At 37.1% G+C, this 23,330-nt stretch carries 28 protein-coding genes; 19 read left to right on the top strand and 9 right to left on the bottom strand.

What is annotated here, in order from left to right:
• Positions 1-40: 40 nt before the first annotated feature.
• A complete protein-coding gene (def, locus tag ACOI1C_RS02330) occupies positions 41-595 on the bottom strand; it encodes a peptide deformylase (protein WP_422507638.1) in 555 nt (184 codons plus the stop codon).
• A gap of 232 nt (positions 596-827) precedes the next feature.
• Here def and ACOI1C_RS02325 point away from each other — a divergent pair, with 232 nt between their 5' ends.
• The 5 genes from ACOI1C_RS02325 (at position 828) to lpdA (ending at position 6,834) form a co-directional block, all read left to right on the top strand.
• Positions 828-1,484: a YkyA family protein gene (locus tag ACOI1C_RS02325; protein ID WP_422507573.1), complete on the top strand. Its 657-nt coding sequence runs from the start codon at positions 828-830 to the stop codon at positions 1,482-1,484.
• A 400-nt stretch (positions 1,485-1,884) separates the two neighbouring features.
• The gene (gene pdhA, locus ACOI1C_RS02320; protein ID WP_422507572.1) at positions 1,885-3,000 is read left to right on the top strand and encodes a pyruvate dehydrogenase (acetyl-transferring) E1 component subunit alpha; all 1,116 of its coding nucleotides are present in this window, start codon (positions 1,885-1,887) and stop codon (positions 2,998-3,000) included.
• 3 nt (positions 3,001-3,003) lie between these two features.
• Positions 3,004-3,981 (top strand): alpha-ketoacid dehydrogenase subunit beta, encoded by a 978-nt coding sequence (locus ACOI1C_RS02315; protein WP_422507570.1) that lies wholly within the window; start codon positions 3,004-3,006, stop codon positions 3,979-3,981.
• Positions 3,982-4,077: 96 nt separating this feature from the next.
• The gene (locus ACOI1C_RS02310; RefSeq protein WP_422507568.1) at positions 4,078-5,418 is read left to right on the top strand and encodes a dihydrolipoamide acetyltransferase family protein; all 1,341 of its coding nucleotides are present in this window, start codon (positions 4,078-4,080) and stop codon (positions 5,416-5,418) included.
• Positions 5,419-5,421: 3 nt separating this feature from the next.
• A complete protein-coding gene (gene lpdA / locus ACOI1C_RS02305) occupies positions 5,422-6,834 on the top strand; it encodes a dihydrolipoyl dehydrogenase (protein ID WP_422507566.1) in 1,413 nt (470 codons plus the stop codon).
• 603 nt (positions 6,835-7,437) lie between these two features.
• Here lpdA and ACOI1C_RS02300 read toward each other — a convergent pair.
• Positions 7,438-7,815 carry a hypothetical protein gene (locus tag ACOI1C_RS02300; RefSeq protein WP_422507564.1) on the bottom strand — a complete coding sequence of 126 codons (378 nt, stop codon included), beginning with the start codon at positions 7,813-7,815 and terminating at the stop codon, positions 7,438-7,440.
• A gap of 159 nt (positions 7,816-7,974) precedes the next feature.
• Between ACOI1C_RS02300 and ACOI1C_RS02295 the strand changes: the two genes are divergently transcribed.
• Positions 7,975-8,223: a hypothetical protein gene (locus ACOI1C_RS02295; RefSeq protein WP_422507562.1), complete on the top strand. Its 249-nt coding sequence runs from the start codon at positions 7,975-7,977 to the stop codon at positions 8,221-8,223.
• A 110-nt stretch (positions 8,224-8,333) separates the two neighbouring features.
• Positions 8,334-9,191, top strand: a complete 858-nt coding sequence (locus ACOI1C_RS02290) for a polysaccharide deacetylase family protein (RefSeq protein WP_422507561.1) — start codon at positions 8,334-8,336, stop codon at positions 9,189-9,191.
• Positions 9,192-9,324: 133 nt separating this feature from the next.
• Here ACOI1C_RS02290 and ACOI1C_RS02285 read toward each other — a convergent pair whose 3' ends face one another.
• Positions 9,325-9,759: a DUF1885 family protein gene (locus ACOI1C_RS02285; protein WP_422507559.1), complete on the bottom strand. Its 435-nt coding sequence runs from the start codon at positions 9,757-9,759 to the stop codon at positions 9,325-9,327.
• A gap of 289 nt (positions 9,760-10,048) precedes the next feature.
• On the opposite strand from ACOI1C_RS02285, the gene ACOI1C_RS02280 reads away from it, so the two are divergent.
• Entirely contained in the window at positions 10,049-10,348 is a 300-nt protein-coding gene (locus ACOI1C_RS02280) for a DUF3055 domain-containing protein (protein WP_422507557.1), read from the top strand.
• 193 nt (positions 10,349-10,541) lie between these two features.
• Entirely contained in the window at positions 10,542-10,685 is a 144-nt protein-coding gene (locus ACOI1C_RS02275; protein WP_422507555.1) for a GapA-binding peptide SR1P, read from the top strand.
• Positions 10,686-10,742: 57 nt separating this feature from the next.
• Here the strand turns inward: ACOI1C_RS02275 and ACOI1C_RS02270 are convergent, their stop codons facing one another.
• A complete protein-coding gene (locus ACOI1C_RS02270; protein ID WP_422507553.1) occupies positions 10,743-12,212 on the bottom strand; it encodes an aminotransferase class I/II-fold pyridoxal phosphate-dependent enzyme in 1,470 nt (489 codons plus the stop codon).
• 204 nt (positions 12,213-12,416) lie between these two features.
• Here ACOI1C_RS02270 and ACOI1C_RS02265 point away from each other — a divergent pair, with 204 nt between their 5' ends.
• Both ACOI1C_RS02265 and ACOI1C_RS02260 read left to right on the top strand, forming a co-directional pair.
• A complete protein-coding gene (locus ACOI1C_RS02265) occupies positions 12,417-13,373 on the top strand; it encodes an NAD(P)H-dependent flavin oxidoreductase (protein WP_422507551.1) in 957 nt (318 codons plus the stop codon).
• 15 nt (positions 13,374-13,388) lie between these two features.
• Entirely contained in the window at positions 13,389-13,661 is a 273-nt protein-coding gene (locus tag ACOI1C_RS02260) for a UPF0223 family protein (RefSeq protein WP_422507549.1), read from the top strand.
• 175 nt (positions 13,662-13,836) lie between these two features.
• On the opposite strand, the gene ACOI1C_RS02255 is transcribed toward ACOI1C_RS02260, so the two are convergent.
• A complete protein-coding gene (locus ACOI1C_RS02255; RefSeq protein ID WP_422507547.1) occupies positions 13,837-14,460 on the bottom strand; it encodes a DUF1054 domain-containing protein in 624 nt (207 codons plus the stop codon).
• Between the two features lie 224 nt (positions 14,461-14,684).
• Here ACOI1C_RS02255 and ACOI1C_RS02250 point away from each other — a divergent pair, with 224 nt between their 5' ends.
• From ACOI1C_RS02250 to ACOI1C_RS02240, 3 genes are all read left to right on the top strand, one after another.
• Positions 14,685-14,873, top strand: coding sequence for a hypothetical protein (locus ACOI1C_RS02250; RefSeq protein ID WP_422507545.1), 189 nt, complete (start codon positions 14,685-14,687; stop codon positions 14,871-14,873).
• Positions 14,874-15,027: 154 nt separating this feature from the next.
• Positions 15,028-15,837 carry an inositol monophosphatase family protein gene (locus tag ACOI1C_RS02245; protein ID WP_422507543.1) on the top strand — a complete coding sequence of 270 codons (810 nt, stop codon included), beginning with the start codon at positions 15,028-15,030 and terminating at the stop codon, positions 15,835-15,837.
• Positions 15,834-16,298 (top strand): GNAT family N-acetyltransferase, encoded by a 465-nt coding sequence (locus ACOI1C_RS02240; protein WP_422507542.1) that lies wholly within the window; start codon positions 15,834-15,836, stop codon positions 16,296-16,298. The genes ACOI1C_RS02245 and ACOI1C_RS02240 overlap by 4 nt, the downstream gene beginning before the upstream one ends.
• Before the next feature lie 11 nt (positions 16,299-16,309).
• Here the strand turns inward: ACOI1C_RS02240 and ACOI1C_RS02235 are convergent, their stop codons facing one another.
• Positions 16,310-16,489 (bottom strand): DUF5325 family protein, encoded by a 180-nt coding sequence (locus ACOI1C_RS02235; RefSeq protein WP_422507541.1) that lies wholly within the window; start codon positions 16,487-16,489, stop codon positions 16,310-16,312.
• A gap of 165 nt (positions 16,490-16,654) precedes the next feature.
• Between ACOI1C_RS02235 and typA the strand changes: the two genes are divergently transcribed.
• The 3 genes from typA (at position 16,655) to ACOI1C_RS02220 (ending at position 19,262) form a co-directional block, all read left to right on the top strand.
• A complete protein-coding gene (gene typA, locus ACOI1C_RS02230) occupies positions 16,655-18,502 on the top strand; it encodes a translational GTPase TypA (RefSeq protein WP_422507539.1) in 1,848 nt (615 codons plus the stop codon).
• A gap of 158 nt (positions 18,503-18,660) precedes the next feature.
• Positions 18,661-18,972 (top strand): YlaH-like family protein, encoded by a 312-nt coding sequence (locus ACOI1C_RS02225; protein ID WP_422507537.1) that lies wholly within the window; start codon positions 18,661-18,663, stop codon positions 18,970-18,972.
• A complete protein-coding gene (locus ACOI1C_RS02220; protein ID WP_422507535.1) occupies positions 18,969-19,262 on the top strand; it encodes a hypothetical protein in 294 nt (97 codons plus the stop codon). The genes ACOI1C_RS02225 and ACOI1C_RS02220 overlap by 4 nt, the downstream gene beginning before the upstream one ends.
• Positions 19,263-19,452: 190 nt before the next feature.
• Here the strand turns inward: ACOI1C_RS02220 and ACOI1C_RS02215 are convergent, their stop codons facing one another.
• Together ACOI1C_RS02215 and ACOI1C_RS02210 are read right to left on the bottom strand one after the other, a co-directional pair.
• Positions 19,453-19,878: a hypothetical protein gene (locus ACOI1C_RS02215; protein WP_422507533.1), complete on the bottom strand. Its 426-nt coding sequence runs from the start codon at positions 19,876-19,878 to the stop codon at positions 19,453-19,455.
• 2 nt (positions 19,879-19,880) lie between these two features.
• A complete protein-coding gene (locus ACOI1C_RS02210; protein WP_422507531.1) occupies positions 19,881-20,081 on the bottom strand; it encodes a YlaI family protein in 201 nt (66 codons plus the stop codon).
• Positions 20,082-20,283: 202 nt separating this feature from the next.
• Here ACOI1C_RS02210 and ACOI1C_RS02205 point away from each other — a divergent pair, with 202 nt between their 5' ends.
• The gene (locus tag ACOI1C_RS02205) at positions 20,284-20,739 is read left to right on the top strand and encodes a pyridoxamine 5'-phosphate oxidase family protein (protein ID WP_422507529.1); all 456 of its coding nucleotides are present in this window, start codon (positions 20,284-20,286) and stop codon (positions 20,737-20,739) included.
• A 181-nt stretch (positions 20,740-20,920) separates the two neighbouring features.
• On the opposite strand, the gene ACOI1C_RS02200 is transcribed toward ACOI1C_RS02205, so the two are convergent.
• On the bottom strand, positions 20,921-21,553 hold the full coding sequence (locus ACOI1C_RS02200; protein ID WP_422507527.1) for a YhcN/YlaJ family sporulation lipoprotein: 633 nt from the start codon (positions 21,551-21,553) through the stop codon (positions 20,921-20,923).
• A gap of 270 nt (positions 21,554-21,823) precedes the next feature.
• On the opposite strand from ACOI1C_RS02200, the gene ACOI1C_RS02195 reads away from it, so the two are divergent.
• Positions 21,824-23,152 carry a PhoH family protein gene (locus ACOI1C_RS02195; protein WP_422507525.1) on the top strand — a complete coding sequence of 443 codons (1,329 nt, stop codon included), beginning with the start codon at positions 21,824-21,826 and terminating at the stop codon, positions 23,150-23,152.
• Positions 23,153-23,330 lie beyond the last annotated feature (178 nt).

Here is a 23,330-nt window from a genome sequence, read left to right as displayed (position 1 = left end):
GGGTTTACTTGTTACTATTATATTCCATTTCATTGTACTATTATCTTTCAATCGCAATAGCGCCCTCAGGTTCTTCCATTGGGTCCTCTTGGTTTATGTGATCATAAAACATCACACCGTTTAAATGATCGATTTCATGTTGAAAGACAATGGCCGGAAGTCCTTTTAATCTTAGCTTAACTTCTTTACCGTCTAAAGTAATTGCTTTTACAGTAACCCTTGCGTATCTTGGAACATATCCTTCAACTTCGCGGTCTACTGATAAGCATCCTTCCCCAACTGTTAAGTATGATTTCTCAACAGAGTGACTTATGATTTTTGGATTAAAAAGAGCATAACTAAGTAGGGATTCTTGATCATCTGTAACATGAATTGCTATCATTCTTTTTGAAACATTAATTTGAGGGGCTGCAATTCCAATTCCAGGGCGTAGATCATACTTGTTAGCAAGCTCAGGAACTTGGCTATTGATAACAAATTCCATCATATCCTTTAAAGTCCCTTTATCCTCTTCAGAAGCAGGAAGATTTACTTCTTCCGCTACTTTTCGAAGAGTGGGATGACCTTCTCGTATAACATCATTCATTGTAATAATGGTAACCCTACCTCCAAACATGCATTTATAATTGTAAATAGCATACCATATCTGTGGCTTTGTAAAAAGAATAAAATATCGTATTTATATGGCAGTCAGCCTTATATACTTTTATAGGCTAGGACTATTTTTTGGGACAAGCGCATATGGTTGGGATAAGACTTTTGTTGTCAAAAGAAGGATAAAAAACTATAGTAGAACGAGGAGATATAAAGGGGGGAGTAATTAAATTATGAAATATGTTTTGATCATTTTGGGCCTGTTGAGTATCCTTTTAAGTGCTTGCCAAACTGGTCCATTACCAGAGGAACAAATATATGTACATCTTGAACAAGCTGTCAAGCTAGAGGCTGAGTTTGAAAATCAACAAGACCCTATTGTGGAACTTGAACAGAAAGAGAAAGAATTGTATGATCAAATTATTGAGCTTGGACTAAAGGAACTGGATCAAATCAAAAAACTATCAACAGATGCACTCTCTTTAGTCGCCGATAGAAAGTCAAGACTAGAAAAAGAATATGAAAGCATAAAGCAATCCAAAATTGAATTTGATAAAACGGCTGAAATCGTTGAACAAATAGATGCTGAGCAACCTAAACTACTAGCAAATGAAGTAGTAGGTTTAATGAACGAGCGTTTTCTAGCATACGAGGAGCTTTACAAAGCGTATTCTAGTTCTATAACTTTAGATGAAGAGTTATACAAGATGTTTCAACGAGAGGATTTAAAGCTTGAGGAGCTTGAGTCTCAAATTGAAAAAATAAATAAAAGCTATGAGCAAGTTATCACGTTGAATGAAACGTTTAATAAACTGACAACAGAATACAATAATCAGAAAAGAACGTTCTATGAAGCAGCAGGAATTGCAGTAACCTATGGTAAAGAATAATAATGACATATGGACTCTGTATAGGGTCTCTTTTTTTTGTGTGTTGTAATATATAGTACAGATGATTTAGTTGTGTTAGTACAGAGTTAATTCCTTTAAATACTGAATTTACTGATTTATTATAAATACTCAATATTTGACGGTAAAAAGATCTTTGTTGTAAACTGTTAATATAGTTTATTGTTGTATTAGTTTAGTTTTGAATTTGACTGATACAGATCATAGATTCTAACTTATAGTGCAACAATTTAGGATAAACAAGAAATAGGGAATAGAATACTGAATTAATTAAGTGGTTTATGAGTTTCTATGTTGTTTTTTGGGTAACCTAATGCTGTATGTAAACTAGGTTATTTACCATTATTTCTAAATGGAATATATAGGAGGAAGGGTGACTTATATGGCTGCCAAAACAAAAAAGGCTACTTTAGATGGACAAAAACAGTTTGATGCAATTGCAGACCAATTTCAAACTTTACAAATCTTAAATGAAGAAGGAAAAGTAGTAAATGAATCTGCAATGCCAGATTTAACTGACGCACAACTAAAGGAATTAATGTCAAGAATGGTCTACACCAGAATACTAGATCAACGTTCAATCTCACTGAACCGTCAAGGACGACTAGGGTTTTATGCCCCAACTGCTGGTCAGGAAGCTTCTCAAATTGCTTCTCAATACGCTCTTGAAAAAGAAGACTTTATCTTGCCTGGTTACCGCGATGTACCGCAAATGATTTGGCACGGACTACCATTATACCAAGCATTTTTATTCTCAAGAGGCCATTTCCATGGGAATCAAATGCCAGAAGGTGTAAATACGATCTCGCCTCAAATCATTATTGGTGCTCAATACATTCAATGTGCTGGAATTGCTCTTGGAATGAAGAAGCGTGGAGCGAAGTCTGTTGCGATTACATATACAGGTGATGGTGGTGCATCACAAGGTGATTTCTATGAAGGGATCAACTTTGCTGGGGCATTTAAAGCTCCTGCGATCTTTATTGTACAAAATAACCGTTTTGCAATTTCAACACCAGTAGAAAAGCAATCAGCTGCAAGAACAATAGCTCAAAAGGCTGTCGCAGCAGGAATTCTAGGAATTCAAGTTGACGGAATGGATCCGTTAGCTGTGTATGCTGCCGTGAAGGATGCCCGCGTGCGTGCGATAAACGGAGAAGGTCCAACATTAATTGAAGCCTTAACGTATCGTTATGGACCTCATACGATGGCTGGTGATGATCCAACTCGTTATCGCACGGAAGATTTAGATAATGAATGGGAACTGAAGGATCCACTTGTTCGTTTCCGGAAATACCTAGAAAGCAAAGGTATTTGGAATGAAGAAGAAGAAAATAAAGTAATCGAGCAGGCTAAGGATGATATAAAAGAAGCCATTAAAAAGGCAGACGCGCAACCAAAGCAAAAGGTTACTGATTTGATTTCGAATATGTATGATGAAATGCCAAACCATCTAAGAGAGCAAATGGAAATTTATAAAGAGAAGGAGTCGAAGTAAGCGATGGCTCAAATGACGATGATTCAAGCAATTACGGATGCGTTACGTACAGAACTTAAAAACGATCCGAATGTATTGGTATTTGGAGAGGACGTAGGAAATAACGGAGGAGTATTCCGTGCTACTGAAGGACTACAAGCTGAATTCGGTGAAGAACGTGTATTTGATACACCTCTTGCAGAATCAGGAATTGGTGGACTTGCAATAGGGCTCGCGCTTCAAGGATATCGTCCTGTACCTGAAATTCAATTTTTCGGTTTCGTGTTCGAAGTAATGGATTCAATTTCAGGTCAAATGGCTCGTATGCGTTATCGTTCTGGGGGACGTTACTCTTCTCCAGTGACGATCCGCTCACCCTTTGGTGGTGGTGTACATACACCTGAATTACATGCTGATAGTTTAGAAGGTCTAATGGCTCAACAGCCTGGTTTAAAGGTTGTTATTCCATCCACTCCTTATGATGCAAAAGGGCTATTAATTTCTGCCATTAGAGATAATGATCCAGTTATTTTCTTAGAGCATATGAAGTTATACCGCTCCTTCCGAGGTGAAGTTCCAGAAGGTGAATACACAATTGAGATAGGGAAAGCTGACGTAAAACGTGAAGGTACAGACCTATCTATCATTACGTATGGAGCTATGGTTCATGAATCTTTAAAAGCAGCGGAAGAGCTTGAGAAGGAAGGACATTCTGTAGAGGTAATCGACTTACGTACAGTAATGCCTTTAGACCTCGACACTATTATTGCCTCTGTTGAGAAAACAGGACGTGCAATCGTCGTTCAAGAAGCACAGAAACAAGCGGGTATTGCGGCTAATGTTGTAGCAGAAATTAATGACCGCGCTATTTTAAGCTTAGAGGCACCTGTGCTACGTGTTACGGCACCTGATACAGTATTTGCATTCTCGGCTGCCGAGACTGTTTGGCTGCCAAACTATAAGGATGTAATGGAAACAGCGAAGAAAGTATTAAATTTTTAAGACTTTTTGACATCATAAGAAATCAGATGAATAGTGCTGATTTCTTTTTCCCATTCTATAAAATTTTTCTTCACATGAAAGAGGAGGTAACATACAGTGTCATTTCAATTTAAATTACCTGATATCGGTGAAGGTATCCATGAAGGTGAAATCGTTAAATGGTTCGTAAAGCCAGGCGATGAAATTAATGAAGATGATTTACTTGCTGAAGTTCAAAATGATAAAGCCGTAGTTGAAATCCCATCACCTGTTAAGGGAAAAGTATTAGAACTACTAGTTAGTGAAGGTGAAGTCGCAACCGTTGGTCAGACGTTAATAACGTTTGATGCTCCAGGCTATGAAGACCTGAAATTCAAAGGGGATGATCATGATGATCATCCGAAAGAAGAGAAGAAAGCAGAAGAGCCTAAGCGAGAAGTGAAAATGGAAGAAGCTCCAAAAGCTCCTGTTGCAGAAGCACCTGAAAAGACTGAGGCTGCCAAGGTAGATTCTAACCATCGAGTAATAGCTATGCCTTCAGTCCGTAAATATGCACGAGAAAAAGGTGTGGATATTCGTCAAGTTGCTGGTTCAGGTAACAATGGTCGTGTGGTAAAAGGAGACGTAGATACTTACGCAAGTGGTGGTGGAGTTAAGGCTGAATCAACTCCTGTAACAGAGCAAGTAGCAGCACAAGGAACAGAAGAAAAGGCAGTTGCAACAAAGTCCGCGGCTACTCCTATCCCTACTGGTGATTTCCCAGAAACACGAGAGAAAATGAGTGGAATCCGTAAAGCAATTGCAAAAGCAATGGTCAACTCAAAGCATACAGCTCCACACGTTACACTAATGGACGAAGTAGATGTAACAGAGCTTGTTGCGCATCGTAAAAAGTTTAAACAACACGCAATTGATCAAGGTGTAAAACTAACGTACTTACCTTATGTGGTCAAAGCTTTAACTTCTGCTCTAAAGAAATTTCCTGCATTGAATACATCACTAGATGACTCAACAGATGAGATCGTCCATAAGCATTATTTCAACATTGGGATAGCTGCTGATACAGATAAAGGTCTACTCGTTCCAGTTGTTAAAAATACTGACCGTAAATCGATTTATGAGATTTCGAATGAAATTAACGAGCTTGCATCAAAAGCACGCGACAGTAAGCTGGCACCTGCTGAAATGAAAGGGGCATCTTGCACGATTTCAAATATCGGTTCTGCTGGAGGACAATGGTTCACACCAGTAATCAATCATCCTGAAGTCGCAATACTTGGTATCGGTAGGATTGCTGAGAAACCGGTTGTTCGTAACGGAGAGATTGTTATTGCTCCTGTTCTAGCACTTTCATTAAGCTTTGACCACCGTATGATTGATGGAGCAACTGCTCAACATGCATTAAATCATATTAAAAGACTTTTAAATGATCCACAATTAATCTTAATGGAGGCGTAACTAATGGTAGTAGGAGATTTTCCAATTGAATTAGATACTCTTGTCATTGGAGCTGGACCTGGTGGTTACGTTGCCGCAATTCGTGCTGCCCAACTAGGCCAAAAGGTAACAATTGTAGATAAAGGTGAGCTTGGTGGTGTTTGTTTAAATGTAGGATGTATTCCCTCTAAGGCACTAATTGCAGCTGCCCACCGGTTTGAAACAGCGAAGCATTCTGAAGATATGGGGATTAAGGCTGAGAATGTTACAGTTGACTTCACGAAAATGCAAGAATGGAAAACGGGTATTGTTAAAAAGCTAACAGGTGGAGTAGAAGGACTGTTAAAAGGAAATAAGGTTCAAATTCTTAAAGGTGAAGCCTATTTTGTTGATGAAAATACAGTGCGTATTATGGACGAAAATTCTGCTCAAACATATACATTTAATAACTGTATTATCGCAACAGGCTCTCGCCCAATTGAAATTCCAACCTTCAAATATTCAAAACGTGTCATTGATTCCACTGGGGCTCTTAATTTGAAAGAGATACCTAAAAAGCTAGTTGTAATCGGTGGCGGATATATTGGAACAGAGCTTGGTACAGCTTATGCAAACTTTGGCACAGAGGTTGTCATTGTTGAAGGTGCTGATGAAATTCTAAACGGATTTGAAAAGCAGATGACATCTATTGTGAAGCGTCGCTTAAAGAAGAAAGGCAATGTTGAAATCTTTACAAAAGCGATGGCAAAGGGTGTAGAAGAGACTGAAAATGGTGTAAAGGTTACCTTTGAGGTAAAAGGTGAAGCTCAAACAGTCGAGGCTGACTATTGCTTGGTAACTGTTGGTCGTAAGCCGAATTCAGATGAATTAGGACTTGAACAAGTCGGTATTGAAAAATCAGACCGTGGTGTCGTTAAAATTGATGATCAATGTAGAACTACTGTGAAAAACATCTATGCCATAGGCGATATCGTGGATGGACCACCGTTAGCTCACAAAGCGTCATATGAAGCAAAAATAGCAGCTGAAGCAATAAGTGGACAAACTTCAAAAATTGACTATCATGCTATTCCTGCTGTGGTATTCTCAGATCCAGAAATGGCAACGGTTGGATATTCAGAACAGGAAGCAAAGGATGCGGGAATTGACAGTATTGCTTCTAAGTTTCCGTTTGGAGCCAATGGTCGCGCACTAGCATTAGACAGTGCAGATGGTTTCCTAAAGCTTATTACACGTAAAGAAGATGGATTGGTTATTGGTGCTCAAATTGTTGGTACAAATGCCTCTGATATGATTGCTGAGCTTGGACTAGCAATTGAAGCAGGAATGACGGCTGAAGATATTGCCATGACAATTCATGCACATCCTACATTAGGTGAGATCGCAATGGAAGCTGCTGAAGTGGCCATTGGTCACCCTATTCATATCGTTAAATAGATGAAGAAAAAGACGAGTCAAAATTCAGAAAGTGAATTTGTGACTCGTCTTTTTTTTATAATATAAAATGTTTATCCCTTTAACACAGAACGAAATTCCCCGACACCAATTGTTTTTAAGAAAAGGTCAAATATGTGTCTATTTGGGATTTTCTATAGAAAATCTGTTTTCGAAAAACGTTGTTGCTTTTTAGAATAGGGGTTGATTGTAACGAGAGGATGCACCATTCCCCGGGGTGGGCGGTGAGCTTACTCGGCGAGAACGCCATGTGTTGAGTCTCACCTGTCCCACTGCTCTAAGCAGGTGCCCTAGCACCTTCGGTTCCAATCAACTCATTTATTTAAGGGTTGCTTGACCACTTTTTAGAGGGTGTTCAAAAAGTCCGGCAAAAATAGCTTCAAATTTCTTCGTCAGCTCGTCTCTCCGCTCCTCACGTATACAAAACATACGCGCAGGAAGCTCAAGACTTCGCTTCCTCGAACTTCTTTGCTCTTTTTGTCCTCCTTTTTGAACAGACTCTTTTAGAGAAAGAGCTTAAAGAAAAACACCAACACGACTACTTATTCTGAGATAGTGGGATAATCAGTTAATATAATTCTTTTTTTACTGTTCACTAATAACCATAGTCATTTTACTGATGATACTATCTTTTTCATTTTCACCTTCGATTTTAGCTATGATTTTTTTTTGATCAATAAGTAATAAAGTAGGGTAAGTCTGAATTTTTAACTCTTCTTTTATATTCTTTATATCATGGTGTGAAAGAACAAGGATTTCTTCCATTTCACCAGGGTACAGCTTCTTAATTTCTAAAAGGGCATTATAATATTCATTCTCAGTTTTACTGTTTTCTTCATTTGATATATATAAGGCATCTGCTTCAAGGAGCGTCAATAGCCTTGGGTCATTTTCCCTGTTTCCAAATTGGCAAGATGTTAACAATAAAAAAGAACATAGTGTCACGAGTATTCGTTTTTCCATTCCATCTCACCCTTTTTCTAACGGAAATAATTTTAGGGCTATTGTATCATGTTATCTGACATTATTTGTGAATGTCATTTAAATGTTACAAAAATGAAAAATACTCTTTCTTATCTTGCATAAACTTTAAATAATAAAGTTGTAGTTAGGAGATTGTCTATGAGGGGATTACTTGTAATAAGCTTACAAAACATCATATATAGTAGCTTTTTAATGGTTGAAATGAATTCCCAACACGACCGGTTATATGCCAAAGTCCTGTTGTTCATGGTATTTCTTTACCTTGCATTCTTTACAGCGAATATATCTGGTTATAACACTAAGCGTGCCTTTAAAATGACAATTGGATCATTAACAGCTTTCTTACTTTTACAGCAAGCATTTTGGTGGGTTTATTCCTCCATATAAGTCCTACCTATAAGTAATCTAATGTTGGTAGGAAATACATATTTACATCTACTTTTCCTTGTAGTAGCGTTGAATGACAGACAACATGTTATTTTAGTATGGGGGAGACTATGAAAAAGAAAAGGATTTTCGAACTATTGTTTATGATAAGTATAGTGACGGCATGTGCTACTGATACAAATGAATCTAAAGAAGAAATTCAGGTTCAAAAAGAAGATAGAATTCAAGAAAAACCGAATGAAGAAAATGCTACCGAAGATTTAGAGTCAATTGAGGATACAGACACCGTCAAGGAAACAGAGACAGTTAAGGATACAATCCAAAAGCCAATGTATAAAATAAATGACGCACATTGGGGAGTTGAGCCTTTAGAGAATGCCAATGATAAGGTCGTCCTATTAACAATTGATGATGCTCCAGATCAATACGGCTTACAAATGGCAGAGGTTTTAAAAGAGCAAGGGGTGAAAGCGATATTTTTTGTTAATGGACACTTTATTGACTCAGCCGAGGAAAAAGCTATCTTAAAACAAATTTACGACCTCGGATTTTCTATTGGTAATCATACATGGAATCATAAAAACCTAAAGAACCTGTCTGAAGAAGAACAATTTCAAGAAATCGTAAAGCTGAGCGACGAAATTGAAGCCATTACAGGTGCTCGTCCATCTTTCTTTAGAGCACCATTCGGGGCTAATACAGATTATGCTAGGAAGCTCGTGAAGACAGAGGGTATGGTTCTAATGAACTGGACATATGGCTATGATTTTATGAAAGATTATATGACGAAGGATTCAATAGCAGACATTATGGTAAACACTCCACTTTTAACAAATGGGGCTAATCTTCTCATACATGACCGTGAATGGACCTTTTTAGCATTGCCTGAAATAGTGAACGGGTTAAAAGAGAAAGAGTATGAGTTTGTGGACCCCAAAACCATTGAAACCGGGGCAAGTAGCTATTAATTAAGTAGAAAAAGATAGCCAGTGGCTATCTTTTTTTTTATATAAACATTAATCAATTAAAGGAAAAAGAGCACCCTTTGCTTTTCTTTATAAATATTTGCTTGCCTAAGGCTGGTTAGGCGCTTTCCATTTCTCATTTTCTTTTATAAAAGTACATAACTCTTCCGTTGAAAAGATGCAGTTCACCCTCAAGCTTCTTTGCAAGAAACTTACAAAATTCGTTGCCTTTTCCTTTATCACCAAATGTAGATCCATCTGGCAAAACGACTTGAATGTAAGACTGAGTTGACGGCTGACCATCTTCGGTTACCAATTCCTCACTACCTACACCGACAAGCAACATATTATATCCTCTCTCCTCAGATTTTAAATAAAACCATGTATCTTTTCCTTCGGGTTTCTCTTTTATTTCATACGGAAAGGCAACAGAGCTATATTCCCAACTCAATTGAGAGCCTGTTTTAGAAGTAATCTCTTTGTAATAACTAAATAATTCTTTTACCGCATCTAGCGTAATCTCTTGCTTGTTTGATGCAGATACAAGCTTAACATATGCACTATGACTCAACAAACTCACTCCTACTTAGCATTTTTTATGAATTAAAGAATAAGTTTTTAATAAACTAATTATTTTTCTCTTCGTACTTGGGTTGTTCGTCGCTACAGAGAATAATCCATTATGTTACTATTCTATCAGACGTTTTTTATGATTGACAACAGTTTGGTGAAAGGAATGAGAGAAGGTGCTATTGAATTTTGTTCCAACTATAAGATTTGGGTATTTGTGCGGGTTGATGAACGTCTGTTTTTAATTTATAATAATATTCAGAATAATTAAATTAAAATGGAGGGATACAATGAATTACTTTGATAGGCTCTATGATGAGAGTGAAACGGTAAAGGTTCGATTCGTTGGTTTTACGACAGACGATGTTCGATATGATTTTGGCATCGTTTATACTAATATGTTCTTTGGAAAACCTCTGGTCGTCTGTATGCAAACAGGTAGATCAGCCCTCCTTGACCCTCAAGATATAAAAAATTTAGAACATCTTCAACAAGTCTTCAAAATACGTTCCCTTAAAGAGGCAGAGGACATTGCCGAATTTTTTAAAGAGACATTGCCCTCTATGCCTCTAGAAACCCAATATGAATAACAGGTTAAGACGTCAACATGGCGTCTTTTTCTTCGTGGAGTTTTGTTGAGTTCTTAATAAGGGTTATGCATTAATGAGTGATACATAACAGTTAATGTGTTATACAAATTATTATTGACAGGTTTAATATGTCATATTATTATAAAAGAAAGAGATATTGATAACGCTTTCAACTTTTTTTAAATAAAGGGAGATGAGTAGCCTGGGTATTATCATTTGTCAGTCATGTGGGAAAACTATTGAGCATTTTGAAGAAGAGAAAGTAACGACCCTGTATGCACATTGTAACAATTGTCCGTGTGACTCAGTTAATAAAGAAAATAGAAAATTGAACTAATTTAAAATATAGAATAAAAGCATGCGGTGCATTACTCCTGCATGCTTCTTTTATCGTTTATTTGATTGCGCGATGTTCCTTTATGACTCTGAGATGTTTAAGTTCAAAATCCTCAGGACCTTGAACAGGTAAACCGACTTCAAGATTTTTTTGGATATAACTAAGGTTTTCTTCAGTAATAATTTCACCAGGGATAAAAATTGGTATTCCAGGTGGATATACCATTATAAATTCTGCAATAATTCTACCAGCAGACTCATGGAATGGGACGATTTCAGTTTCAGCGTAAAAGGCTTCCCTCGGTGATAAGGCAAGTACTGGAATATCCGGTACATAAACATGTGCTGCTTCAATTTTTGACGAATTTTCATATGTTTCCGAAAGCTTCTTTAATGCATTTACTAATATGGTGGTTTCTTTTTCAGTGTCGCCAGGTGTGATGATACATAAAATGTTATATAGATCAGAAAGTTCAACCTCGATGTTATAGTGTTCTCTTAGCCAACCTTCAACATCGTACCCTGTTATTCCTAAATCCTTCACTGAAATGGTCAGCTTGGTAGGATCAAGATCAAAGGTTGCTTTTGAACCTACTATTTCTCTTCCTACGCAATATAAATTTTTGATCTCGTTTATTTGATTTCTCGTCTTTTCAGCCAACTCAATTGCTTGACCTACTATTTCTTTACCTTCAACGGCTAACCTTCTACGAGCTGTATCTAAAGAAGCGAGAAGTAGGTAGGAGGTTGATGTTGTCGTTAACATACTAATAATGGATTGAATCCGTTTAGGTGAGACACGCCCTTCCTTTATATTAAGGATGGAGCTTTGAGTCATCGATCCTCCAAGCTTATGAACACTAGTTGCAGACATATCAGCCCCTGCTTGCATAGCTGATAATGGAAGTTCGTCATGGAAATGTATATGGACACCGTGTGCTTCATCCACAAGAACAGGTACATCATAAGAGTGGGCAATTTCAACAATACGTTTCAAGTCTGCGGAAACTCCAAAATAAGTAGGGTTTATGACAAGAACCCCTTTTGCATCTGGATTTTGTTGAAGTGCTTTTTCAACTGAATCAGAGGTGATTCCGTGCGAAATTCCTAATTCTTTATCAATCACAGGATGAATAAAGACTGGAGTTGCTCCAGAAAAAATAATGGCTGACATCACTGACTTATGGACATTTCGTGGCACAATTATTTTATCTCCAGGACCACATACAGACATAACCATCGTCATAATGGCTCCACTAGTCCCTTGTACAGAAAAAAATGTATGGTCCGCACCAAATGCTTCAGCTGCTAGCTCTTGAGCTTCTTTAATAATCCCTTTAGGATGATGCAGGTCATCTAAAGGTCCGATGTTAATTAAATCAATGGATAATGCATTCATACCTACAAAATCTCGGAATTCAGGGTCAATACCATTTCCTTTTTTATGCCCAGGTATATGAAACTGAATGGGATTTTTCTTTGCATGTTCTAATAAACCCGTAAATAACGGTGTTTTAGTTTGGTTCAATACTTACACCTCTTTACTTGTATCTTTATAGAAAAATAAAACAAAAGTGATTATAGCATTAATCGTTCCTGTTGCAAAGAAAAAATAATTGCCTAAATTATGCTTGCTCTACCTCTATACCATAACCTAACATTAAATGAATAAACAATAAGTATAAGAAAATCAATTTCATACCGGGTCGATTTAGAAGGAGGAATATAATTTATGAACTGGAAAACAAGAGTGACAGAATTACTGCATATCCAGTATCCGGTTATTCAAGGAGGATTAGCCTTTCTTGCTTATTCCGACCTGGCTGCTGCGGTTTCAAATGCAGGAGGATTAGGACAAATTACAGCCATGTCGTTACATAATCCTGAAGAACTACGTGAAGAAATTCAAAAAGTCCGTAAAAAGACAGACAAACCATTTGGTGTAAATTATGCGATTGGTCAACATGGTCGTCCTTTTGAAGAAATGTTAGAGGTTGCCATAGAAGAAAGAGTACCAGTTATATCAATGACTGGTGGTAACCCCTCTTCCTTTTTTGAACAGTTAAAAGGAGTCGACGTAAAAAAGTTAGTGTTAGTCGCTGCCAGAAGACAAGCGGAAAAGGCAGAAGAGCTCGGAGCAGATGCAGTAATGGTTGTTGGTCAAGAGGGGGGAGGTCACCTGGGGAAAAATGATATAGGTACAATGGTGTTAGTTCCACAAGTTGTTGATGCCGTAAGTATCCCTGTTATTGCATCTGGTGGAATTGCTGATGGACGTGGGTTGATGGCAGCCTTTAGTCTTGGAGCTGAGGGAATTGAAATGGGGACTCGTTTTATTGCGACAAAAGAGTGCATTCATGCTAGTCTAGAATATAAGAACCGACTAGTAGAGGGTACAGAAAATGACACAGTTGTGATTAAACGAAGTTTAGGTGCCCCAGCAAGAGCCATCCGTAATGTCTGGACGGACAAAATCCTTGAGATTGAGGCAAGGAACGAAGGGTATGACTCCATTAAAGAGTATATTAGTGGACTTGCCAATATGCGTTATATTCATGAAGGTAGAGAAGACGTAGGATTTGCATGGGCAGGGCAGGTAATGGGAAGAATCAAGGATATTCCAACAGTACATGAATTATTTGAGCGAATCATACTAGAGGGCGAGGATATTCGTCTAAAGTGGTCTTAGGAGGGAACGTGTATTATGAGCTATCACTATCCGATTTCAACGGATTGGAAGACAAATGAAATTGTGGATGTTGTTAACTTTTTTTCTTGTATTGAAACAGCCTATGAAAAAGGGATAGAGCGTGACAAATTAATCCAGGCTTACCAACGCTTTAAAGCAATCGTGACGAGTAAGTCAGAAGAAAAAAGTATTTGTGGGGATTTTGAAGATGAGAGTGGATATTCCTGCTATAAAACAATGAAAAAAGCAAAAGAAGAAACCACTACTAAAATAATAAAGATGAGATAGAAAAGTTGAATGCTTCCGTAAGAAAGCATTCAACTTTTTTTTTACAATATCAGAATTTATATGGACTAGTGCAATCTGAATCCGGCTCCAGCGCCCTGCACCTCGAGGTCTAATAACCTGAGGCAAAACGGGGCGCTTGCGCCTTTTGTTCCATCACTTTTGTCTTGCGTCTTTTTTATAAGGACTGCTTATAAATTGGCATAAGAGTTTTAAAGGTTTCTCTTGCAAACTCAATAAAAGCCTCTCCGTTCTTAAGTAATTCATCGTTAGCTTGTACATGTCTTCCGATTAGGAATTCAGCCTTTTTCACATTCTTAAAGTACTCAAGTGATTGTATAAATTCCGGTTTGGAAATATCTTTTATCGACTTTGATTCCTTCTTAGTATGATCCATCGACATTACATAGGTAGGGGGGATGGTCTTGTATATATTTGTTGCATCTTTTAAGAAAGCATTTGCAATCTCCGTTTTATTTGGAAGTTCATAAATAAAAGCTAACCAAATAAAGACATGATCATCAAACAATCCTATTTGAAAGTGAGGATGCTGTTTATAACCACGTTTATTATGGCAAATAGCTAACCATGTGTCCTTAGGTGGATTTACCGTTCTCCTTAAATGCTTGGCAATATGTAAATACATTTCCACGCCCGAAAATCCGGATATATCTTGGCAAAGAATATCCCCTAATTCCTTAAATTTCGGCTGAATGTTTTCTTTTATTGACTCCATCCGATTATCGAGTCCTTCGATTAAAAATGTCTGAAAATCTTGTTCTGAAAATCCGTTAAATATCATGTTTACCTCCATAGCTCTTATTCCCTATCATCATAGCATATCTAAAACTGAAGCTTTGAAAAAAATGCTTAAAAAAGAAAGAATAGGTGAATACACATTTTTGTTGCATAGCACAAGAACTATACATAATATATATAAATAAAAATATCAGAATATTAAGTTTATAACCCAGGTATTTAATTAGTGCAAGAGACAAAAAAACAATGAAAAGGGGTGCGATTTTTATGAAACAAGTGTTAAATACCCAAAAGAGAACAGACGCCGAAAAAAGGATCCCAGTTTTACGTTTAGAAGTAGACTATGAATTAGTTACCCTATATGATGCCATGAAAGAAAGTAACGCTAAGCAAATAATTGAATGTAAACGCAAATTAGAAAAACTTAGACAAGAAAAGATACGCTTGGAAGCATAAGCTTAGGTTACGAACCTTTGATGAGGTTCGTTTTTTCTGTGCTAAGACTCATGCATTTAGATTCAAGAGTATCCTATACTTGCTTTTCACCAATTACTTCCTTTAATCTTGATTTATGAATAGTAACAGGCTGTAAAGTAAAGGAGAATCTATAATGGTGGGAAAACATGATTGGGAAAAAATTGATACATATGCAAAACAGTGGATAAAGGAAGCTGGAAACATCATTTGTGAATCATTTTCGAAGGAATTGATGATTCATACAAAGTCATCAGCTAATGATCTTGTAACAAATATGGACCATGAAATTGAAAAGTTTTTTATTAAGAATATTTCTGAAAACTTTCCGGAGCATAAAATACTAGGTGAAGAAGGATTCGGGGATATAGTTTCAACCTCAGAAGGTGTCATATGGATCATTGATCCGATTGATGGAACGATGAATTTTATTCATCAGCAGAAGAACTTTGCCATTTCAATTGGTATTTATGAAGATGGAGTTGGTAAAGTCGGACTTATTTATGATGTGGTGAGTGACGAACTATATCATGCAAGAAGGGGAAAAGGTGCATACTTTAACGATACCAAATTACCTACACTTTCAAACGTATTGATTGAGCAATCTATTATAGGAATTAGTGCAACTTGGGTAACAGAGAATAAGCGCATAAATCCAGACCTTTTGTCCCCTTTAATTAAAAGGGTTCGAGGAACTAGATCTTATGGCTCAGCAGCAATTGAGCTAGCCTACGTTGCTTCAGGTAAGCTAGATGCGTATATTACAATGAGACTTGCGCCATGGGATGTTGCAGCAGGGCTTATATTAATTGAAGAAGTTGGAGGGACTGTCACGACGATTAACGGTGAGCCACTTAATCTGTTGGGACAAAACTCTATTTTTGCATGTAACAAAAGTATTCATGAAGAGATTATCCAGACCTATATAAATGGATCAGAGGAATGACCCTCATAAATCGAAGTATGACAAAAAAGGACTTCCCTTTTTTTCAGACTCTAATTAAGAGTAGTCCCGAATGGGAAACAGAGGAGTGCACTTCTGAAGAGCTAGAGCACTATTTGAAGAGATACGAAGACATTAAAGGAAAATGGTCTGTTTGGTATGTGGACAATATTAAAATGGCCATAACTTACTGTGTTGAAAACGCTTCTTCTAATTTACGTCCTTGGGTCGGAACCATAATAGTAGAGCCAGCTTTTCGTCAAAAGGGCTGGGGTAAAAAGATTGTCCATCGCTTAACGACTGACTTTCAAAAAAACAATCATCAAATTGTTTATGCGGCAGTATCAATACATCAAAATATCTGGATTTCTTTTCTAGCCTCATGTGGTTTTGAACAGTATAAAATAGAAAAGGAAGATGGAAAAACGTTTTTACTTTTTGTTAAGCCACTAAAAAAAGAGTAGGTCAAGGGACCTTACTCTTTTTCTCTTAGCTTTTTTTTATAGGTAAAACCAATCCCCATCATGGCAACAATACCGACGATGGATCCAATTATTCCAAGTATACTTCTCTCACCAACTGCAATTCCAATTAAAATAATTAAAAATGCTGTAAGAAATGCTAATATTAAGAATACTATGTTTGGTTGCTTCATTTTATCCCCTCCAACCTACAGTTTACAAAAGTTTTATAAAAATGAATAGAAGATTCCTTCACCACAATGAAAACTGTATGGTATAATAACAAAGTTGTAAAGAAAAGCCTGTCGAAAGCACAGGAACAGAGGACAAACCCTTAATATAAAGTAGGAGATGAGATCGTGAACTTACGTAACGATATTCGTAATATTGCTATTATTGCTCACGTTGACCATGGTAAAACAACATTGGTCGACAAATTGCTGCATCAGTCTGGAACATTCCGCACAAATGAACATGTGGAAGAGCGCGCTATGGACTCAAATGCACTTGAAAAAGAACGTGGGATCACAATCTTAGCGAAAAATACGGCGATAGAATATAAAGAGAAAAGAATCAACATTATGGACACACCTGGTCACGCTGACTTTGGTGGAGAAGTAGAACGAATTATGAGAATGGTTGACGGTGTTCTACTTGTTGTAGATGCATATGAGGGTACAATGCCTCAAACACGTTTCGTATTGAAAAAGGCGTTAGAACAAAAGCTTACACCAATTGTTGTTGTAAACAAAATTGATAAACCATCAGCTAGACCATTAGAAGTGGTTGATGAAGTTATCGATTTATTTATCGAACTTGGTGCGGAAGAGGATCAGTTAGACTTTCCAGTAGTCTACGCTTCTGCAATTAGTGGTACTGCAAGCTTAGATCCCGATCCTGCTAAACAGGAAGAGAATATGAATTGTTTATTTGATTCTATTCTAGAAAACATCCCTGCTCCAATCGATAACAGTGACGAGCCACTTCAATTTCAAGTTACACTTCTTGACTATAATGATTATGTTGGTCGTATCGGGATTGGACGTATTTTCCGTGGGACGATGAATGTTGGACAAGAAGTTAGCTTAATGAAACTTGACGGTACCGTGAAGAAATTCCGTGTAACCAAAATGTTTGGTTTCATTGGACTTAAACGAATTGAGATTCAAGAAGCAAAAGCAGGAGATCTTGTTGCTGTATCGGGAATGGAAGATATTAACGTTGGTGAAACTGTTTGTCCAACTGACCACCCAGATGCATTACCATTGCTTCGTATTGACGAACCAACTCTTCAAATGACATTCCTTGTTAACACTAGCCCTTTTGCTGGTAGAGAAGGGAAATGGGTTACAGCCCGTAAAATCGAAGAACGTCTAATGGCTCAACTAGAGACAGATGTAAGTTTGCGTGTTGACCCTACAGATTCTCCAGATGTCTGGACCGTTTCAGGACGTGGAGAACTTCATTTATCCATTCTTATTGAAAATATGAGACGTGAAGGCTTTGAACTACAGGTTTCTAAGCCAGTCGTTATCATTAAAGAAATTGATGGTGTTAAATGTGAGCCTATAGAACGAGTTCAAATTGATGTGCCTGAGGAAAATACAGGTGCTATTATGGAATCTGTTGGAATGAGAAAAGGCGAACTGATTGATATGGTAACAAATGGTGGTGGTCAAACACGTATGGTGTTTAATGTACCTGCACGTGGTTTAATTGGATACTCCACAGAATTCTTAACCTTAACGAGAGGTTATGGTATCCTTAACCATACTTTTGACAGCTATCAGCCTGTATTCCAGGGACAAATTGGTGGAAGAAGTAAAGGTGTTCTTGTTTCAATGGACGCAGGTAAATCAACTCTTTACAGTATTTTATCATTAGAAGACCGTGGTACCATCTTCGTAGAACCAGGTACTGAAGTTTATGAAGGTATGATTGTTGGGGAAAGTAGTCGTGATAATGATTTAACTGTAAACATTATTAAGGCGAAACAGATGACCAATATGCGTTCAGCAAATAAAGACCAAACAACAACAATGAAAAAGCCTAAAATCATGACCCTTGAGGAATCATTAGAATATCTAAATGATGACGAGTATTGTGAGGTTACACCACAGTCTATTCGCCTTCGTAAAAAGATTCTTGATAAAAATGAGCGCGAAAGAATGGCTAAAAGAAAGAAATTTTCAGATATAGAAGCATAAGAATTTTTTGAAGTGGGTTAACGTTTTTCGTTGACCCATTTCTTTTAATTTATTTTTTGGATCCATAACATGGTAATGCATGTGAGAAGTTAAAATACTACTTTTACATAGGTTTAAGGTAAGGATGACCTTGCCTTTATTTGGAAGGAGGCTGTCAAATGGAAATTAACGAGCGATTATCATTCTTTGCTGCTTTATTTAAAGTGGGTGAGTACCCAGAAGTGGGGATGTGGTTATTATATGGAGCTATTTTCCTTCTCTCGGTTCTCGTCTATAAACTTGGTTTTGCAAAGAAGCTACCTGTTTTGAAATCAGCTGTTGTTTATTTCGTTTTAGCCCTAGGTTGTACATTTTTGACTTTTTTAGGTGTATTTTTACCTGTAGCAGAAGGTTTAGTCGCAGCAGCAATTGTGCTCATCATTTATAAAATTCGATTACATCAGTCAAAAAAGGAAAATTCAACAATATGAGCTCACTTCAGGACACTCTTTATAATTGGTTAACAATCAAGATAGTGGCTGATGCAAGAAAAGATGATGTGTCTGCTCAAGAAACAACTGAAATGTTTTATGATATTCTAACGAAAGACCTCGCGTTAAGGAATATTCAAGTTGAGAAGGCCGACCAAATGTATCTTGTTCATTACATAATTGGAGATGAATCTAAATCAACAAAGTTCCCTATTGAGCTCATCGATGTCATGCTCCAACAAATGGAAGCAGAGCCCGAGAAATTTAAAAACTATCCAGAACTGAAATAAGGCCAATTAGTAATAAACGTTTTGTTCCATTTTATCTTATTTGAAATAACCAATCGTTGCTAGTAACAACTTGAAAATCCCGCCAAAAAATTGGCGGGATTTTCAAGTTGTTTGAGATTTCAGATGTTTGTCATTAACTTTCTAATTATCGACACATTTCACAGATTCAATACGAAACCAATTTGCCATATTAAACTCTTCTAACCAAAATTTGATGACTCAGAGCTAGAGCCAAAGCAAAAAGAATATGACCTGCTACCCACCATAATATTGCATATAAATCGTAAAGTGCCGGTGTTTCTTTTATAGATAGCAGTGTTAGTGGCACATACAATGGAATGGTAGGTAAGGTAAGAAGGATAGCCAGTGTATATCGATTGGATCTTTTTATAAGAAGTGCTCCATAACTTAATCCAATAATACAAGCAATGAGTAAGTGAAATACAAATTCAATTAATTCAGGCCATACAATATGGCCTATGATGGGCATGAAATCCACATTTAAAAGTAGTGTGTATACTTTTATATGTGTTACGATTTGAATTAGTTTTAAGAATAATCCAAGTACTACACCACTAATCAATCCACTCATTATTCCGACAGTATACCATTTCATGACTACCAGTCTTCCTTTAATTTCTTTTCTCGATAAAGTCTAAAGTTTCCGGTTGCAAAGCGTTCATTTGTTCTTTCTTCAATGCGTTCATGACATGGTTTACACATATATGTATGAATGGGACGATTTCTTAATCGTTTTGCAATTAATGTCTCATCCTCGATCTCTTCTATTTTGTCGCATAGCACGCATTTAACTCTCATTTTTCCCACCCCAATTGTTGAAATCTTCCTGTAAACAGTATAGCATGAAAAAAGTATGATGTTTATTTAAAAAAGTAAGAAGGATTAATCAATTGAAGATCGAATGTCCATAGGGTGAGTGCGCTTTTGACAATATAAGCATTCTAAAAGGATTAGAGTGAATCCACAGACTCAAATAAAACAGAATGGAGGTACTTTTATAATGGCAAATCAGGTAGAGCCTACTTTAACTAAGAGCTTATTTGAAAACCTTCAAAGGGAAAAATTTGTAACTATTTCAACCGTTGATCACGAAACAGCAGGTCCAAGTTTACGTGCAATTTCTTGGGTGTTTGCTCCAAATCAGGAGAAAGTTTTTTTTGCTATCGATAATCGTTCAAGAGTTTTGCAAAACATCAAGAAAAACCCACTTATTGTATTAAATATGATTGCAAATGAATCTACATATGCAATCTATGGTGAAGCGACTATTAAGATTGAAAAATTAGAGGAAGTACCATTAAAGCTTGCCCTTATTGAAATTTCAGTAAAGGAAGTTCGTGATGTTATGTTTTATGGCTCTAAAATCTCTGCCGAGCCTAAATATGAGAAGACATATGATGCAGAAGCAGCAGCGAAGTTAGATTGTCAAGTTATGAATGCCATAAAAAAAGCTTAGTAAGTTTTAATTTACTAAGCTTATTTGTTTGATTTTGGCCTTTTCTAAAAGCTTGTTGCTTTTAGATAGGAGTTTGTAAAAGTAACCTGAAGATAAACAAGTTGATTGGAGCAAGCATCCTGGAGAGGAAATCAGCCACTCCTCTTTTGGGTTAGATAGCAACAAAGTTTACGAAATCAGCCTAATCTTTTGAAGGAACTTTAGGGTTTTCTCGATCTTTCATATGTCCCTTTGATTGATCCTGTTGTACTTCGTCGAGCTGATTTTCTTTTCCTTCTGGAAGTTGTTTGTTATTACTATCAGTTGGTTCATCTGGTGCTTGCTCGAAGATATCGGCTGGTAGTTCTGGCATTAATCGACCAATCATAGCGGATAGTTCGTTCATAATCCCACTAATTGGGTGGCCTTGTTGTATGTCATTTGCCATTTCTCTTAATCGAACATTTGCATCCGGATCAGCAATAACTATGGCATTTGCTCCATGGGGATCATGCTTTAGGCTCTCTGCAACAGAATACTTAATGGTTCCAACTCGTGATCGATCAATTTTTGAATTTACGTCAATTCCAACAACAGCCACATTTCCAACGACAAGTGCTGTTGCATCATTTACATCTGGAACACTAGAAGCAAGTTTCACTAAATTCTTTGCTATCTGCTCAGCGGATTGCTTCTCGCTTTTGTCTGGTGCCTGATTTTTTACTTGAATAAGTTCATTCTTGGTATTTTGATTATTTTTGGCTTCGTTATTATTTGAGCAGGCAGTAACCATGCTAAGGACAAGAACCATAGCCATCAAAATTTTACTATTCATGATATCACTCCCTTTTTGAATCTCTTAAGAGTTTACTTGTGCTTATTGTTTAATAATTCTTCTATCTTTATTCATCCACTCATATATTTAAAGCAACATCTGAGCTGAGATATACAGGCAGATGAGTGGTTTTCACTCCTTAAATATGAACGGTTGGGCTCGTTGTCAACCAGTTACCTCAGATTATAACGCTTTTGTACAGCCAGAAAATCTTTGATGATACATAAACGCGTTATATACAAAGAAAAAGTGGAGTCAGGAGGCGGAAATTTGAGTAAAATCTATGTATTAGACACAAATGTGCTCTTGCAAGACCCGCAGTCTATCTTCTCATTTGAAGATAATGAGGTAGTCATTCCAGCAGTAGTCTTAGAAGAGGTTGACTCAAAAAAAAGGAATATGGATCAAATTGGAAGAAACGCTAGGCAAGTATCCAAACTGATTGATAAGTTAAGAGAAACGGGCCGTTTGAATGAGCAGGTCCCTCTTGAAAATGGAGGTACATTTAGAATTGAATTAAATCACCGATCCTTTCATCAGCTTCAGGAGATCTTTATTGAAAAGACAAACGATAATCGTATATTGGCGGTGGCCAAGAATTTATCATTAGAAGAACAAACAAAGGAAAATGGAAAACCCGTTATTTTAGTAAGTAAAGACGTCTTGGTGCGTGTAAAAGCAGATGCTTTAGGGCTTCAATCAGAGGATTTTTTGAGTGACCGAGTTGTAGAATTTGATCACATTTATACTGGATATCTTGAGCTTTATGTTAATTTAGAACTGCTCGATCGCTATTATGAAAAGGGTGAAATCCTAACAACGGAGCTTGCAAATCATCCGTTTTATCCGTATCAATTTGTCCTTTTAAAAGATGCTCTTGGTGGTTCTGGTTCGGCTGTAGGCATGGTTGATCCAACTTGTAGAAAAGTAAGGAAGCTAGTGTTTAATCAGGAGCCAATATGGGGGATAAAGCCTAGAAATGTTCAGCAAATAATGGGTCTAGAACTGTTGCTAAGAGAGGACATACCACTTGTTACACTAATGGGTAAGGCAGGCACTGGTAAAACACTTCTTGCTTTAGCGGCGGGACTTCTTCAAACAGAAGATTTAGGCATGTATAAAAAATTATTAGTTGCAAGACCAATTGTGCCTGTAGGGAAGGATTTGGGGTATTTACCTGGTGAAAAATCGGAAAAACTAAAGCCTTGGATGCAGCCGATCTTCGATAATCTAGAATACCTATTTAATACAAAAAAGCCAGGAGAGCTTGATGCTATCTTAGCTGGTATGGGATCCATTGAAGTTGAAGCACTGACATATATACGCGGTCGCAGTATTCCAGAACAATTTATTATCATTGATGAAGCACAAAATCTAACAAAGCATGAAGTAAAAACAATTCTTACTCGAGTTGGAGAGAGAAGTAAGATCGTTTTGATGGGGGATCCAGAACAAATTGATCATCCTTACTTAGATGAATATAATAATGGATTAACATACGTGGTAGAAAGCTTTAAGGATCAAAAGATTAGCGGGCATGTTCGTTTTGTAAAAGGAGAACGCTCAGGCCTAGCCCAGTTAGCTGCAGATCTTTTATAAGTGCTCTAGATCTATCTAGAACCTGTACTTGGATACTTTAAAAGAACAAAAGGCGCAAGCGCCCCGTTTAGCCTCAAGCATAGCAAATGTTCTCGAGACAAAAAGGCACTTTTTGCCTTTTTGGGCTTGAGGTTATTTAACCATGAGGGGCTGGGCGCTGGAGCTGTATTCCAACAAC

Origin of the sequence: Bacillus sp. DJP31, from assembly GCF_049310945.1 — a bacterium.
Classification (GTDB): Bacteria; Bacillota; Bacilli; order Bacillales; family SA4; genus Bacillus_BS.
Note: the sequence above shows the minus strand (reverse complement) of the source record. Positions and strands in the feature narration are given on the sequence as shown.

What these genes read in the sequence shown, in the direction of transcription:
- ACOI1C_RS02325 (WP_422507573.1), top strand. Translation starts at nt 828, where the DNA reads ATGAAATATGTTTTGATCATTTTGGGCCTGTTGAGTATCCTTTTAAGT.
- pdhA (WP_422507572.1), top strand. Translation starts at nt 1,885, where the DNA reads ATGGCTGCCAAAACAAAAAAGGCTACTTTAGATGGACAAAAACAGTTT.
- ACOI1C_RS02315 (WP_422507570.1), top strand. Translation starts at nt 3,004, where the DNA reads ATGGCTCAAATGACGATGATTCAAGCAATTACGGATGCGTTACGTACA.
- lpdA (WP_422507566.1), top strand. Translation starts at nt 5,422, where the DNA reads ATGGTAGTAGGAGATTTTCCAATTGAATTAGATACTCTTGTCATTGGA.
- ACOI1C_RS02300 (WP_422507564.1), bottom strand. Translation starts at nt 7,815, where the DNA reads ATGGAAAAACGAATACTCGTGACACTATGTTCTTTTTTATTGTTAACA.
- ACOI1C_RS02295 (WP_422507562.1), top strand. Translation starts at nt 7,975, where the DNA reads ATGAGGGGATTACTTGTAATAAGCTTACAAAACATCATATATAGTAGC.
- ACOI1C_RS02290 (WP_422507561.1), top strand. Translation starts at nt 8,334, where the DNA reads ATGAAAAAGAAAAGGATTTTCGAACTATTGTTTATGATAAGTATAGTG.
- ACOI1C_RS02280 (WP_422507557.1), top strand. Translation starts at nt 10,049, where the DNA reads ATGAATTACTTTGATAGGCTCTATGATGAGAGTGAAACGGTAAAGGTT.
- ACOI1C_RS02275 (WP_422507555.1), top strand. Translation starts at nt 10,542, where the DNA reads ATGAGTAGCCTGGGTATTATCATTTGTCAGTCATGTGGGAAAACTATT.
- ACOI1C_RS02265 (WP_422507551.1), top strand. Translation starts at nt 12,417, where the DNA reads ATGAACTGGAAAACAAGAGTGACAGAATTACTGCATATCCAGTATCCG.
- ACOI1C_RS02260 (WP_422507549.1), top strand. Translation starts at nt 13,389, where the DNA reads ATGAGCTATCACTATCCGATTTCAACGGATTGGAAGACAAATGAAATT.
- ACOI1C_RS02255 (WP_422507547.1), bottom strand. Translation starts at nt 14,460, where the DNA reads ATGATATTTAACGGATTTTCAGAACAAGATTTTCAGACATTTTTAATC.
- ACOI1C_RS02250 (WP_422507545.1), top strand. Translation starts at nt 14,685, where the DNA reads ATGAAACAAGTGTTAAATACCCAAAAGAGAACAGACGCCGAAAAAAGG.
- ACOI1C_RS02245 (WP_422507543.1), top strand. Translation starts at nt 15,028, where the DNA reads ATGGTGGGAAAACATGATTGGGAAAAAATTGATACATATGCAAAACAG.
- ACOI1C_RS02240 (WP_422507542.1), top strand. Translation starts at nt 15,834, where the DNA reads ATGACCCTCATAAATCGAAGTATGACAAAAAAGGACTTCCCTTTTTTT.
- ACOI1C_RS02235 (WP_422507541.1), bottom strand. Translation starts at nt 16,489, where the DNA reads ATGAAGCAACCAAACATAGTATTCTTAATATTAGCATTTCTTACAGCA.
- ACOI1C_RS02225 (WP_422507537.1), top strand. Translation starts at nt 18,661, where the DNA reads ATGGAAATTAACGAGCGATTATCATTCTTTGCTGCTTTATTTAAAGTG.
- ACOI1C_RS02220 (WP_422507535.1), top strand. Translation starts at nt 18,969, where the DNA reads ATGAGCTCACTTCAGGACACTCTTTATAATTGGTTAACAATCAAGATA.
- ACOI1C_RS02215 (WP_422507533.1), bottom strand. Translation starts at nt 19,878, where the DNA reads ATGAAATGGTATACTGTCGGAATAATGAGTGGATTGATTAGTGGTGTA.
- ACOI1C_RS02210 (WP_422507531.1), bottom strand. Translation starts at nt 20,081, where the DNA reads ATGAGAGTTAAATGCGTGCTATGCGACAAAATAGAAGAGATCGAGGAT.
- ACOI1C_RS02205 (WP_422507529.1), top strand. Translation starts at nt 20,284, where the DNA reads ATGGCAAATCAGGTAGAGCCTACTTTAACTAAGAGCTTATTTGAAAAC.
- ACOI1C_RS02200 (WP_422507527.1), bottom strand. Translation starts at nt 21,553, where the DNA reads ATGAATAGTAAAATTTTGATGGCTATGGTTCTTGTCCTTAGCATGGTT.